The organism is Haloferax namakaokahaiae (assembly GCF_042663225.1).
Taxonomy (GTDB): Archaea; Halobacteriota; Halobacteria; order Halobacteriales; family Haloferacaceae; genus Haloferax; species Haloferax namakaokahaiae.
Map to the genome: position 1 here is coordinate 1224627 of NZ_JBHTAA010000005.1, position 13943 is coordinate 1238569.

14 protein-coding genes and 1 tRNA gene are annotated in these 13943 nt (G+C 62.1%); 11 read left to right on the top strand and 4 right to left on the bottom strand.

The genetic code is table 11. The features are described from left to right. The first annotated feature begins 24 nt into the window (after positions 1–24). Positions 25–315: a DUF7536 family protein gene (locus ACFQJC_RS13955; RefSeq protein WP_390224474.1), complete on the top strand. Its 291-nt coding sequence runs from the start codon at positions 25–27 to the stop codon at positions 313–315. Positions 316–339: 24 nt separating this feature from the next. Here ACFQJC_RS13955 and ACFQJC_RS13960 read toward each other — a convergent pair whose 3' ends face one another. After that, positions 340–1548, bottom strand: coding sequence for a potassium channel family protein (locus ACFQJC_RS13960; RefSeq protein ID WP_390224475.1), 1209 nt, complete (start codon positions 1546–1548; stop codon positions 340–342). A 283-nt stretch (positions 1549–1831) separates the two neighbouring features. On the opposite strand from ACFQJC_RS13960, the gene citZ reads away from it, so the two are divergent. From citZ to ACFQJC_RS14010, 10 genes are all read left to right on the top strand, one after another. Then, complete coding sequence (gene citZ / locus ACFQJC_RS13965; protein ID WP_390224477.1) at positions 1832–2971, top strand: citrate synthase; 1140 nt, start codon at positions 1832–1834, stop codon at positions 2969–2971. 529 nt (positions 2972–3500) lie between these two features. Beyond that, on the top strand, positions 3501–4712 hold the full coding sequence (gene ilvA, locus ACFQJC_RS13970) for a threonine ammonia-lyase (protein ID WP_390224478.1): 1212 nt from the start codon (positions 3501–3503) through the stop codon (positions 4710–4712). Positions 4713–4757: 45 nt separating this feature from the next. Continuing rightward, positions 4758–5144: a RidA family protein gene (locus ACFQJC_RS13975; protein ID WP_390224480.1), complete on the top strand. Its 387-nt coding sequence runs from the start codon at positions 4758–4760 to the stop codon at positions 5142–5144. Continuing rightward, a complete protein-coding gene (locus ACFQJC_RS13980) occupies positions 5141–5347 on the top strand; it encodes a hypothetical protein (protein WP_390224482.1) in 207 nt (68 codons plus the stop codon). Before ACFQJC_RS13975 ends, ACFQJC_RS13980 begins: the two co-directional genes overlap by 4 nt. A gap of 29 nt (positions 5348–5376) precedes the next feature. After that, a tRNA-Ser gene (locus ACFQJC_RS13985) sits at positions 5377–5457 on the top strand. Between the two features lie 266 nt (positions 5458–5723). Continuing rightward, the gene (locus tag ACFQJC_RS13990; protein WP_390224484.1) at positions 5724–5894 is read left to right on the top strand and encodes a hypothetical protein; all 171 of its coding nucleotides are present in this window, start codon (positions 5724–5726) and stop codon (positions 5892–5894) included. Between the two features lie 52 nt (positions 5895–5946). Next, the gene (locus ACFQJC_RS13995; RefSeq protein WP_390224486.1) at positions 5947–6339 is read left to right on the top strand and encodes a DUF7383 domain-containing protein; all 393 of its coding nucleotides are present in this window, start codon (positions 5947–5949) and stop codon (positions 6337–6339) included. A gap of 217 nt (positions 6340–6556) precedes the next feature. Further along, complete coding sequence (thsB, locus tag ACFQJC_RS14000; RefSeq protein ID WP_390225629.1) at positions 6557–8197, top strand: thermosome subunit beta; 1641 nt, start codon at positions 6557–6559, stop codon at positions 8195–8197. Positions 8198–8305: 108 nt separating this feature from the next. Further along, entirely contained in the window at positions 8306–9223 is a 918-nt protein-coding gene (locus tag ACFQJC_RS14005; RefSeq protein ID WP_390224488.1) for a hypothetical protein, read from the top strand. A 117-nt stretch (positions 9224–9340) separates the two neighbouring features. Then, on the top strand, positions 9341–10339 hold the full coding sequence (locus ACFQJC_RS14010; protein WP_390224490.1) for an ornithine cyclodeaminase family protein: 999 nt from the start codon (positions 9341–9343) through the stop codon (positions 10337–10339). 25 nt (positions 10340–10364) lie between these two features. On the opposite strand, the gene ACFQJC_RS14015 is transcribed toward ACFQJC_RS14010, so the two are convergent. From ACFQJC_RS14015 to leuS, 3 genes are all read right to left on the bottom strand, one after another. Next, positions 10365–10583, bottom strand: a complete 219-nt coding sequence (locus ACFQJC_RS14015; RefSeq protein WP_390224492.1) for a DUF7535 family protein — start codon at positions 10581–10583, stop codon at positions 10365–10367. A gap of 43 nt (positions 10584–10626) precedes the next feature. Then, positions 10627–10764: a DUF8106 domain-containing protein gene (locus ACFQJC_RS14020; protein WP_390224494.1), complete on the bottom strand. Its 138-nt coding sequence runs from the start codon at positions 10762–10764 to the stop codon at positions 10627–10629. Positions 10765–10942: 178 nt separating this feature from the next. Continuing rightward, on the bottom strand, positions 10943–13819 hold the full coding sequence (gene leuS, locus ACFQJC_RS14025; protein WP_390224496.1) for a leucine--tRNA ligase: 2877 nt from the start codon (positions 13817–13819) through the stop codon (positions 10943–10945). Positions 13820–13943 lie beyond the last annotated feature (124 nt).

Sequence of the window (13943 nt, forward strand, 5' to 3'; positions counted from 1 at the left end):
CTTTGTGGGTCGCAACTGGCACCTGTGACAGACGACATTCCGGAGCGCCCACCGGGGGGTGGGCTGGTGCAGGCGCTCAACGTCCCGCGAAACGCCGGTATCGGTCTCGTGGTCGGGGTCGTCCTCGCCGCCGGTGCCTACCTCGTTCGCGTCCTCGAACTGTTCGGTCCGTTCGCGGGGACGCGACAGTACCCCGGACTCGGTGCCGAAGGCTGGTTCATCCTCCTCGCGTTCGTCCTCGCGTCGGCGACGGCGCTCTTGGTGACGGCAGTTTTGACCGTCGTCTCGGCGTATCGGCTGAGTAAAGAAGTCTGAGTCACCACCCAGTCGAAGCCCGCACTACTCGTCGAACTCGCGTTCGTCGCCGACGAGTTCGCCCAGTCGCTCGGCACCGGCGCGGGTCCCCTTGGCGATGATGACGTCGCCGCCGTTGAGCCGCGTCCGTGACCCGGGCGAGACGACCCACTCCTTGCGGCCCTGTCGGCGGACGGCGATGACGCGCATGCCCGTCTCGGACTTGACGCGCCGGTCGCCGAGCGTCGCGTCTGCGAGGTCGCTCTCGGGGGCGACACGAAGGCGGATGATGACCTCGTCGGACTCCTTGACGGCGGCGGCGACGACGGGGTGGGCGTCGATACCGTGGAGGACGCCCTCGGCGATTTCCAGTGCGGCGTCGCTTATCACCTCGGTCGCACTGGCGATGTGGACGAGACCGCGGAGCGAGACGGGGTCTTCGACGCGCTCGGCCGCGCGGAGCGTCCACGCCTCGAAGCGGGACTTGAGCGCGTCCACCTCGGCTTCGAGTTCTTCGACTTCTTCGGCGACGCCCTCGCTGTCGAAGAGCACTGCACCGTAGGCGAGGTCCACCGCGAGTTCGCTCATGTCCTTCATCAGGACGAGCGAATCGACCGCGCGTTCGAGGTCGCGGATGGTCGGTTCCTCTACCTCCGGCGGGTCGTACGACGACCCGGTGGCCGTCTCGTAGACCGTCTGGAGTCCGTCGTCACGGCCGCGAAGCAGGAGTACGTCACCCGCGCGCAGGACCGTCTCGTGGTTGGGGTTGGTCACCCACTCGTCGCCGCGGAAGATGGCGACGACGCGGACGCCGGTCTCGGTCTCCATGTTGATCTCGCCGAGCGTCTGCGACGAGTACGGCGACGAATTGGTGAGTTCGCAGCGAATCGTCGTCTCGACCGCTTCGGGGAGGGCCGCGCGAATCGCGTCCGGCAGGCCGATGTCCTCGATGACGACTTTGGCGATGTCGCCCGCGGCGTCCGCAATCTTTTCGGCGGCACCGACGACGCCGAGCACGGGCGCGAGTTCTTCGGCGTCTTCGGGGCTTCGGGCGGCCATCATCAGGCTCATTCGGGCTTGCAGTTGGAGGATGTCCATCCGCTCTTCGAGCGTGAGGACGGCCTCGGCGAGGTCTTCGTTGGCGTGGAGGACCGACGAGTACGAGAGGTCGATGAGCAACTCGGCAGTGTCTTTCATCTCCGCGAGTACCGCCTTCACGCTGACGGGTTCGTACTCGACGTCCTCGGGGTTCATGCGCCCGGTTTCACGACGTGACGCTAAAAGACTTGTCAGGAATATCGGTGGCACCGTTGTTCGTACTAGGTACGCTGTCATCTGATATGACCACAGAGGGTGAGACATGGGCAGGCGAGCCATACTTAAACACGGCCGGATTTTCGACGAACGACGAACCGCGCGTTAGCAGGTGACGTTGAAGAAATCGAGCGACTTGACACCGTTACGAATTGTATGCCAGTCGATAACATATACAACGAAACGATAACGCTTTTTTGATATGGTAAGCAACGTTCCGGGTATGTCAGGCGAATTAAAACGGGGGCTGGAAGGTGTGCTCGTTGCGGAGTCGGAACTCAGTTTCATCGACGGCGACGCAGGGCAACTCGTCTATCGGGGCTACGCTATCGAGGACCTCGCGCGTGACGCAAGTTACGAGGAGGTGCTCTATCTCCTCTGGCACGGTGAACTACCGAATCGTGAGGAACTCGACGAGTTCGCCGCTGGGCTGGCGGCTCACCGCGACCTCGGCGACGGCATTCTCGAAGTGACACGCGAGCTCGCCGAACAGGACGAAGCGCCGATGGCGGCGCTCCGGACGCTCGTCTCCGCGATGTCGGCATACGACGAAAACGCCGACTTCGAAGACGTGACCGACCGCGAGGTCAACCTCGAAAAGGCAAAGCGCATCACGGCGAAGACGCCGTCGGTGCTCGCGGCCTACGCGCGCTTCCGCCGCGGTGACGACTACGTCGCACCGAAGGAAGACCTCGGTCACGCGGCGAACTTCCTCTACATGCTCAACGGCGAGGAGCCGAACGAGGTGCTGGCCGAGACGTTCGACATGGCGCTCGTCCTCCACGCCGACCACGGCCTGAACGCTTCGACGTTCTCCGCGACGGTCACCGCCTCGACGCTCTCTGACCTCTACAGCGCGGTGACCTCCGCAGTCGGCACGCTCGCGGGGTCGCTCCACGGTGGCGCGAACGCGAACGTGATGAAGATGCTCAAGGAGATTGACGACAGCGACATGGAACCCACCGAGTGGGTCGAAGACGCCCTCGCCAATGGCAAGCGCGTCGCCGGCTTCGGTCACCGCGTCTACAACGTCAAAGACCCCCGCGCGAAGATTCTCGGCGAGAAGTCCGAGGCGCTCGGTGAGGCCGCAGGCGACATGAAGTGGTACGACATGTCGGTCGCCATCGAGGACTACATCGGCTCCGAGAAGGGTCTCGCGCCGAACGTGGACTTCTACTCGGCTTCGACCTACTACCAGATGGGAATCCCAATCGACCTTTACACCCCCATCTTCGCCGTCTCTCGCGTCGGTGGCTGGATTGCGCACGTCCTCGAACAGTACGAGGACAACCGCCTCATTCGCCCGCGCGCACGCTACACGGGCGACAAGGACCTCGAATTCCCCAGTCTGGACGAACGGTAGAGCGCGCAGGAGACCGAACAGGGCACGGCACGGGCTTTTCTTTTTTAATCGTCCTCGGTAGCTTCAGCGCCGACGCTCCCGCGTTCTCGCAGGAGCGCGTCCGCGTGGTCTGTTCGGCCATCACGGGCCACGCGAGGGCGAAGATACGCCGCCAGACCGCGCGCAGGCGACCGAGGTCCATACCCGAATCAAGCAAGTTCCACAAATGACCGTACCGAAAGCGGAACCCCCCGGCACAGACCAGTTAGAGACCGAAGTGTCAGTTATCCAAACTGAGAACGACACGTAGACGACATCCGTCAGACGTAATTTTAACCCCGCCGCCGTCTTGCGATTTCACTTTCGATCCGGGTGGGGGATGTTTATATACTCGGGCGTCAGAGTGGAAGTTGCACGTCACACGCGTGCGTTCCCCCATTTCCCCCATCCCCACAGTTCTGAGCGGCGGCGCTCACCCCGTCGGTGAGACACCGACGCGGTGGCAAATCTTTCCCGAACGATTAAACACCGATAACGCAGACACCAGATTATGCTCTCTCTTTCGGACGTCGAAGACGCCCGCGAGCGCGTCGAGACGGTTGCACGACGCACACCGCTCGAATACTCGCACACCTACTCGGACATGACAGGTGCCGACGTGCACCTCAAACTCGAGAACTTCCAGCGGACCGGGTCGTTCAAGATTCGCGGCGCGATGAACCGCATCACGACGCTCTCCGACGAGGAGAAAGACGCCGGTGTGGTCACCGCGAGCGCGGGCAACCACGCGCAGGGCGTCGCTCTCGCGGCCACTCGCGCGGGCGTCGATTCGAAAATCGTGATGCCCGAACACGCGCCGATTACGAAGGTCAAAGCCACCGAGCGCTACGGTGGCGACGTGATTCTCCACGGCGTCGATTACGACGAGGCGCAAACCAAGGCCCACGAGATCGAGCGCGCGGAGAACCGAACCTACGTCCACGCGTTCGACGACGAGTACGTGATGGCCGGACAGGGAACCATCGGCCTCGAAATCGCCGAAGACTGCCCGACTCTCGAAACGGTCGTCGTCCCTATCGGCGGCGGCGGCCTCATCTCCGGTATCTCGACGGCCGTCAAAGCGCTCCACCCCGACGCGCGCGTCATCGGCGTGCAGGCCGAACACGCCTCCAGCGTGGCCGACTCGCTCAACAAGGGGTCGATTCAGGAGTTGGACGAGGTGGATACCATCGCCGACGGTATCGCCGTCCGACGCATGGGTGACCGAACCTTCGACGTGATTCGAGAGCGCGTGGACGAAGTCGTCACCGTCTCCGACGAGGAAATCGCCGTCGCGCTCACCTACCTGCTCGAACGCTCGAAGACGCTCGTCGAGGGCGCGGGCGCAGTCGCGCTCGCGGCGCTGTTGTTCGACAAGTTCGACTACGACGAGGGCGAGACGATCGTCCCAGCACTCTGCGGTGGAAACATCGACATGAACACCCTGACGACGGTGGTCATGCGCGGTCTGGTCGAGACGGGTCGGTACCTGAAGATTCGAACCGAGTTGAAGGACCGACCGGGGTCGCTCGAAAACCTCATCCAAATCATCGCCGAGAAGAAGGCGAACATCTACGCGGTGCGTCACGACCGGACCTCGCGGAAGATTGCGCTGAACGCGACGGAAGTCGAAGTGGACCTGGAGATGCGCGGCCCCGAGCACGTGGACGAGTTGCTCGCCGCACTGCGGGCCGACGGGTACGAAGTCGCGGTACTCGACTGAGCGGTTCCACCCTATTTTATCACCGCTTGGGGAATCTTGCCAGCTATGAAGCGAATCATCGAGACTGACGACGCACCGGCGGCAGTCGGCGCGTACAGCCAAGCGACGACCAACGGCGACCTGCTCTTCACGGCGGGTCAGATTCCGCTGACGCCGGACGGCGAACTCCTCGACGACGAGGACATCGCCACGCAGACGACGCAGTCGCTCGACAACGTGATGGCCATCCTCGAAGAAGCCGGCGCGAGCGCCGACGACGTGCTCAAGACGAGCGTCTTCCTCGCCGATATCGACGATTTCGACGAGATGAACGAGACGTACGCGACCTACTTCGGCGAGAGTCCGCCGGCGCGCTCGGCGGTCGAAGTCGCAAACCTGCCCAAGGGCGTCGGCGTCGAAATCGAAGCGGTGGCCGTCGTCAGCGAGGAGTGAATCCCACGACGAAGTCTGCGCTCCTCTGGGGCGTCGTCGGGATGCTCACGACGGGCGTCCTCGCGCAGGGTGCAGTCCTCTTCGGGGTTGGACCACGACTCTCGGTCGTCGCGGGCGTCGCCATGGCACTCGTCGTCGGCCTCGTCGTCGCTGTCGTGACGTATGTCATCGAACCCCGAATCGAATCGAAAGGAAGGGCTTAAATTAGTCACCCGGATACGTTTGGGTGTAAGCCAGGATGGCCGAGCGGTAAGGCGCACGCCTGGAAAGCGTGTTCCCTTTGGGATCGGGGGTTCAAATCCCTCTCCTGGCGCTTCTCTCGAACTCAACACCCCGAGCAGCGCGTTTTATCGCGCTGCGAACGGCGAGTTCGAGGAAGCGTCCTCGTGAGGATTTGAACCAGCGAGCAAATCTCCGATTTGCGAGTGAGGTTCAAATCCCGTTCAGTCCCACCCTCAAACATCTAATTCCCCCACAAACCCACTGTTGACACCCAATACACCCCGAATCCTGAATTTCAATATATTACCAAAGTGTGCAAAACATTCATCCCCATGGGAGTCGATGACACGATTGACAATGCCTGACACCAAATCCGGCCGAGAGAAGAAAGGGCTCAACAAGCAGGCGCAGCTCGATGCGACCCTGTATGAGCAGGAATTGGAGGTGTTAGACGGTGAATCAGACGAGCCGCCGCTCGACGATACGAGCGGGGAGTTCATCGCGGACGAACTTCCCGAAGACGACTGACCCGAGACGCGCTCTCGACCCTTTTTATTGACGCACTCGAAACCCCCTGAGCGTGCCACACCGCGCCAACTACGCGACCGTGTTCCTCGGGTCGCATCTCCATCCGGACGGACAGTCACTCGACGTCGAGTGGGCGACAGACTGCGGCGACGAGACCGAAGCGTTCGAGTTCGACGTGCCGACCGACGACCCGCGAGAGCCGTACATCGGTATCCAGGCGTTCGACGTCGGCGAGTACGGTCACGAGATTCGTATCAACGGCGAGTCGCTGTCGGGCTTCGACATTCCGCCGAACGAAGGCTGGCAGTACTGGGTCGATACCATCACGGGCGCGGAACTGGTCGGTGGGACGAACACCCTCGAAGTCGTCCGCGACGCCGAGGGAGACGACGCGTTCGCCATCGGCACGGTGACGATTCACTGGAAAGAGCCGGTCGAACGATAGTATATAAACACCCGATTGGTGGACGCTGTTTGAGGTATGTTAGCGGTTGTCGTATTTTCTGTTGGGCGTCCCCCGAAGTCAACGCAGTCTGCTATTTCTCATCGTTATCGTGCGCAATTTACCGGAAGGTCCGAGATTCGCACCTGCGACAAATTTATATAGAAGCACAAACAATCAGGCGATGACTATGAGCCAGCGAATGCAGCAGGGTCAGCCGATGATCATTCTCGGCGAAGACTCCCAGCGCGTCAAGGACCGCGATGCGCAAGCGTACAACATCCGTGCCGCTCGTGCGGTCGCGCAGGCGGTACGTTCGACACTCGGCCCGAAAGGGATGGACAAGATGCTCGTCGATTCGATGGGCGACGTCACCATCACGAACGACGGCGTCACCATCCTCAAAGAGATGGACATCGACAACCCGACGGCCGAGATGATCGTCGAAGTCGCCGAGACGCAGGAAGACGAAGCGGGCGACGGCACGACGACGGCAGTCGCCATCGCCGGTGAACTCCTCAAGAACGCAGAGGACCTCCTCGAACAGGACATCCACCCGACGGCCATCATTCGTGGCTTCAACCTCGCCTCCGAGAAGGCCCGCGAGGAAGTCGATAACATCGCAGAGCACGTCGATCCCGACGACGAAGACCTCCTGAAGAAGGTCGCCGAAACGTCGATGACCGGCAAGAGTTCCGAACTCAACAAGGAACTTCTCGCCGACCTCATCGTTCGCGCGGTCAAGCAGGTCACCGTCGAAGCGGACGACGGCTCCTACGTCGTTGACCTCGAGAACATCTCGCTCGAAACGCAGACCGGCCGCTCCGCCTCGGAGTCCGAACTCCTCACGGGCGCTGTCATCGACAAGGACCCCGTCCACGACGACATGCCCGTCCAGTTCGACGAGGCCGACGTCCTGCTCCTCAACGAACCCGTCGAAGTCGAAGAGACGGACATCGACACGAACGTCTCCATCGAGAGCCCCGACCAGCTCCAGAAGTTCCTCGACCAAGAAGAGGCTCAGCTCAAGGCCAAGGTCGAGAAAATCGTCGAGTCCGGTGCTGACGTCGTCTTCTGCCAGAAGGGTATCGACGACCTCGCACAGCACTACCTCGCAAAGCAGGGCATCCTCGCGGTCCGCCGGACGAAGAAGTCGGACGTGAAGTTCCTCAAGAACATCACGGGCGCGTCCATCGTCTCGGACCTCGACTCTCTCGAAGCCGCAGACCTCGGCGTCGCGTCCATCCGCCGCGACGACGCTGACGAACTGTTCTACGTCGAAGGATTGGGCGACGACGTCCACGGCGTCACCATCCTCCTCCGCGGTTCGACCGACCACGTCGTTGACGAACTCGAACGCGGCGTACAGGACGCACTCGACGTCGTTGCCTCCACGGTCTCCGACGGCCGCGTCCTCGCTGGCGGCGGTGCCATCGAAGTCGAACTCGCCTCGCGCCTCCGTGACTACGCCGACTCCGTCTCCGGACGCGAACAGCTCGCCGTCGAAGCGTTCGCCGACGCGCTCGAACTCGTTCCACGCGTCCTCGCCGAGAACGCTGGTCTCGACTCCATCGACACGCTCGTGGACCTTCGTGCGGCCCACGAAGACGGGCAGGTCCGCGCTGGCCTGAACGTCTTCACGGGTGAAGTCGAAGACTCCTTCGAGGCAGGCATCGTCGAGACGGCCCACGCCAAGGAGCAGGCCATCGCGTCTGCCTCCGAAGCCGCGAACCTCGTCCTCAAGATCGACGACATCATCGCTGCTGGTGACCTCTCCACCGGCGGCGACGACGACGAGGGCGGCGCACCCGGCGGCATGGGTGGCATGGGCGGTATGGGCGGCATGGGCGGCGCGATGTGAAGATAGGCACACGCTAGCCTCTCCCCCCATCCCGACCCCCGAATCGCGCGAAAACGTTCTTCATTTTCGGACAAAAGAGCTATACCGAATTTCTGCATAGCGGCGGCTATGCCCTCCAGACGCCAGTATCTCAAAGCGGGCGTGGGACTCGTCGGAGTCGGACTCGCCGGGTGTCTCAGTGGTTCGGAATCACCAGACGCCGAGACCGAGACCGAAGACGACTCGACGGCGACGACAGCGACGGAAACGCCCGCTATCGAAGGACTCCCGTTCGGAACCGAGACGACGGTCAACGGCGTGACCATCACGCCAGAGACGGTCCACCCGCAGGCCTCCGTCTTCTACATCTCGAACGTCGATTGGGGAGATATCGAACGACTCGACGACGAGTGGGTCGTGTTCGTGAGTCTCTCCGTCCGAGCAGCGTCGGGGTCGCCTCCGGAGAAAGACTCGTTCCGATTGGTCGCCGGAGACGAGGAGTTCGCCCCACAGGACCCCGTGGGCGATGCACCACTCAACGTCGTTCGACCGGGTGGAGGCATCACGGCGAGTCCGTACTCCACAGAGGAAGACGGCGGTGGCCTGCTCGCGTTCGCCGTCCCCGAAGCCATCGACTCGGCGTCCGACCTTCGACTCCAGTACGATGACGGCGACGCAATCGCCCACTGGTCGCTTCCGGACGACACGAAAGCGCGAATTGCCGGCCCCCGACCCACGTTCGAACTCGTCACGTACGACGGCCCGGCGCAAGTCCCGGAGGGAGAGGTTGCCGAACTGACGATTACCGTTCGCAACACGTCCTCGGTCGATGGCGTCTTTCGAGGGAGTCTCAACACGACTGGGTTGTATGCATTCCACGAGCTATCCCTCCCGCTGGAAGCGGGTGCCGAGGAGACGGTCACGCATCCGCTGCCCGTCAACAACTTCGTGGGTGAGCCGAATAGCTCGTTCTCGTGTAACCTCCGAACCGGCGAAAGCGAGTACGAGCACAGTATCGAAGTCGTTCCGAAATCGGACGACAGCTAGCCGTGCGAACGATGCGCATCGTGAACAAATTAGACTATTCTCTCACTTTCAGAGTGAGACTTAGAGTATAGTCCAGAAATAGAACGAACTAAATAGCAGGTATGGGAACGTGAGTCCATGCGCAAGACGCTGCTCTTGAACAAGGCAGACGTTCACGAGAACGTTCAGATGCCGGAACTCATCTCGGCAATCGAGGACGCTTTCGCGGCCTACGAATCGGGCGACGCACAGATGCCACCGAAATCCTACATCGACCTGCCGCAGTACAACGGCGACTTCCGGTCGATGCCCGCCTATCTGGATGCTGGCGACTGGGACGCCGCGGGCATCAAGTGGGTCAACGTCCACCCCGACAACGGCGACAAGTACGACCTTCCGACCGTCATGGGGACGATGATTTACTCCGACCCCGAGAACGCCTTCCCCCTCGCGCTGCTCGACGGGACGGAACTAACGATGCTCCGGACGGGGGCGGCCGCCGCCGTCGCCACCGACCACCTCGCCGTCGAGGATGCCTCCTCGATGGGCATCATCGGGGCTGGCGTCCAGTCCTACACGCAACTCCGCGCCATCAGCGAAGTCCGCGACATCGAAGAAGTCGTCATCTCCGACCTCGACGAAGAGCGCGTCGCCGACTTCATCGACGCCTTCGAAGCCGACTTCGACATCCGCGCCGGCTCCATCGAAGAGGCCGCGCAGTGTGACGTGCTCTCGACGGTGACGCCCGTCGAAAGCCCAATCGTCCCGCGCGAAGCAGTCGGCGACCACACCCACATCAACGCGATGGGTGCCGACGCAGAGGGCAAGCACGAACTCGCAGACGAAGTTCTTCTCGACGCAAAACTCGTCATCGACGACCACGCCCAGACGACCCACTCGGGCGAAATCAACGTCCCGTACCACGAGGGCGTCCTCACCGACGACGACATCTTCGGTGCAATCGGCGAAATCGTCGTCGGCGAGAAGGACGGCCGAACCGACGACGACGGTATCACCGTCTTCGACTCCACCGGGCTTGCGATTCAGGACGTCGCAGCCGCGCACGTCGCCTACGAGCACGCAATCGAAAACGAGAACGGCTACGCGTTCGACCTGCTCGGCCTGGCCGACGAGTAAGCCACCGCGGCGTTTTCGGCTCTTTCTACGCCTGTTCGGGCGGTTGCGGCGTGACGAAATCGAGGAGCTTCGTCACCGCGTAGACGATGGCGAGAAACGGCAACAGCGGGAGCATCAACATGAGTAGTGCGAGGAACATCGACCACCCGATGACGTCCATCTCGGCGTCCGGTCGGGTGCCCGTTTCTGGCGTGACGGTCTTGTACACTCGCTCTGGGAGTGTCGGCGTGTCGGCGTTGCTCATACACTCAGCTACGTGCGCTGAGAGAATAAGCTGGCAAGCGACGTTATCGGTGACGATACTTTGCCCGCTCGATGACAGTCCCGCAGTCGGGACACTCGTATCGCCGTCTATCTTCGAGGTCTGTCCGTTTCTCGTCTTCGATTTCGTACATCTCGACCTCACACTCCTTGCACTGATGCATACACTAGCTATCATGCCTGATACTGTAACTCTAGGGGTGAAATTACATTTCCGGCTGATACGTTCAGTTTCGACCACTTTCAGTCGGTCTCTGTCGCGTTCAGCCGATTACAATCTGGCTTCGAACGTGTGGGCGTAGAGATATCAAAACGAGGAATTAGAAATCGGAGTCGGCCGCGTTACTCGAGATGGATTGCCGGACGGAACGGAATCGCCTTCGAGGCGCGGTCGGCCGGGTCAACGAGGTCGTCGCCGTCCTCGGCGTACACTTCGATGCTGGCGTCGAACTCACGGCTGAGGAACTCTGCGGCGCGTTCGTACGTCGCCAGTTCGTCGAGTGCGAGTTTGGCGCGGAGCGCGTCTTCGTCCTGCCCGCGACTCTGGTCTACCAGGTCCTGGACGAGTTGGTTGACCTGATTGCCCTTCTCGCGGAGGTCGGGGTCCTGCATGACCTGTCCCATCACGGCTCCGACGTCGTCGCCGTTCTCGACGACGGCCTCGAACACGTCGCGCTTCCAGTCGGCGGCGACGTAGACCCGAATCGTCTCGGGGTCGGCGTCGGTCACGTCGATGATGTCGCGGACGTCCTCGGTCAGGTGTTCGACCTGCTGTTCTTCCAGTTCGACCGAGTCGTCGTCGAACTGCTCGTCCGGGGTCGGCCACGGCACGTCTTCGGCGGGCGTGCCGGTCAACTGCTCGTGGAGTTCGTTCGTCATGAACGGGACGAACGGCGCGAGCATGCGGAGACGCGCTTCCAGCACCTGCCGGAGCGTCCACTTCGCGCCCGGACGGTCGAGATCGGTACGACGACGGTACCAGCGCAGGTTCTCTTCGAAGTTGTAGAACGCGGCTTGGCTGGCCGCGCGCGTCTCGGCTTCGTCCATCGACTCGGTGGCGAGACGGATGGTGTCGTTGAGCTTCGACAGCAGCCAGCGGTCCACCGTCTCCAGTTCGGGTTGGTCTTCCGGACCGGGGTCGGCGATAATCTCCTTTGCGCGGTTCCAGAAGCGCTTGAGTTGGTCGTGGACCGACCCCACGAGGTCGTCGCGCCAGTCGAAGTCCTGCCACGGTTCGGCCGAGTTGAGCAGGAAGAACCGCGAGGTGTCGGCTCCGTACTTGTCGATTGCCTCGCCGGGGAGGACGACGTGGCCCTTCGAGGAGGACATCTTCTGGCCTTCGAGCAGGCCCATACCCATGATGACGATGCCCTGCGGCCAGTTGGCGGTGTCGAACAGTTCGCCGTGGTGGAACTGGTAGAACGTCAGGTGGTTCGTGATGAGGTCGTTCGCGGAGAATCGGTAATCGACCGGGTACCAGTAGTTCCACTCCTCGCGCAGTTCGAGCGCGCGCTCGTGTGGTTCATCGACCGCGTCGGCACCGTAGAACAGCGTATCGAAGAACTCGCGGGTGAGTTCCTCGACCGGAATGTCCTGCAGGCGGTGGGCGATGGTGTAGTACGCCATGTAGATGGTCGAGTCCGACAGCGGTTCGATGACGAACTGGTCGTCCCACGGCAGGCGGGTTCCGAGACCGTAGTTACGGATACATGGCCACCCGTTCAGCCAGTCGATGGTGTGGTGGTACTCGTCGCGCGTGTTGGATGGAATCGCGTCCAGTCCGTCGGCCACGTCGTGGGCGGTTTGCTTCCAGTCCTCGTCCTCGTAGGAGAGGAACCACGTGTCCTGCTCGGCGACGACGACGTCACCGCCGCAGCGACAGATGACCTCCTCGGAGAACTCCTGCATGACACCGAACTGCCCGGCGTCGATGCCGTCGGCTTTGTAGTCGTCGCGGACTTCTTCGACCAGTCCGCCCGCGTAGTCGCCGTAGAACTCCTTGAGGCGGCCGGCGTGGAACTCCTTGTTGTAGAGGTCCTTGGTCGCCTTTTCGAGTTCGGGGTCGTCCGAGGACTCGATACCGCGGTTTTCGACCGCGGACTTGGCGGGAATTGCGCCGTACTCGTCGTTTTCGGAGTCGATGTCGAGAATCGGAATCGGCTCGATAGCTTCGACATCGGCGGGGTCGATGCCGAACGACTCCAGATAGTCGGAATCGGCTTTCGCCTCTTGTAGTGCGACGTAGTCGTCGGGGCTGTGTGCCGGGACGGACATGACGACGCCCGTGGCGTTGTCGGCATCGACGAACGACGCGGGGAGGACGAGCACGTCGTCGCCGGTGACGGGGTTTGCGACGCTCGCGCCGACGAGTTCGGCACCTTCGACCGTCTCCAGAATCTCCACGTCGTGGGCCTGGTATTCGAGTTTGGCGGCGGCGTACTCGGAGACGAACCACGTCTCGCCATCGACGTCCGCGACGACGTACGTCGCTTCGGGGTCGATGTAGGCGTTCGTGACGCCGTGGACCGTCTCGGGTCGAAGCGTCGCCATCGGGACGACGACTTCCTCGCCGTCGCGCTCCCAGCCGAATCGAACGAGCGTGTACTCTTGGAACTCGGCGTTCTCGCCCTCCAAGATATCGTGGGTCGTGACCGGTTGCTCTTCGTTCGTACAGAACTTGACGGGGTGCAGGCCCTTCTCCAGACGGTTCCGGTCGCGGAGCGTCCAGTACTGCCACTCGATGAACTTCGAGTAGCGCTCGTCGTTCGTCGTGAACTCGCGGCGCCAGTCCACGGAGAGACCGAGTGACTGCATGCCCTGCTTGTAGTGTTCTTCGATGAAGTAGCGCGCCCACCCCATCGGCGTCTCCAGTTCGGAGAGTTCGCTATCGGTGACGTTGTAGGTGTCTTGGAGGACAGAGAGCTGTTTCTCTTCGCCTTTCTTCAGGCGCTCGACCGCGCCGATAATCGGCGTGCCGGTGACGTGCCACCCAATCGGGAACAGGACGTTGTCACCCTGTTGTCGTCGGTAGCGGGCGTACACGTCGGGGACGGTGTAGGTCCGAGCGTGGCCGATGTGCATCCCACCGCTGGGGTAGGGATACGGGACCGTGATGAACGTCGCGTCGTCGGCGTCCGCGTCTGGGTCGGCCTCGTACCGGCCGTTCTCGGCCCAGCGCTCCCGCCAACGCGCTTCGATTTCCTGCGGGTCGTAGTCCATATCCGATGTAGTGGCACCCCGACCTAAAATAACTCCTATACCCGACTTCCCGGTCTGTCAGATTGAGGCAAATTTTGCTGACGCGAAAACGAAAGAAACTGCCGAGTCGTGGGTGTCATCAGCA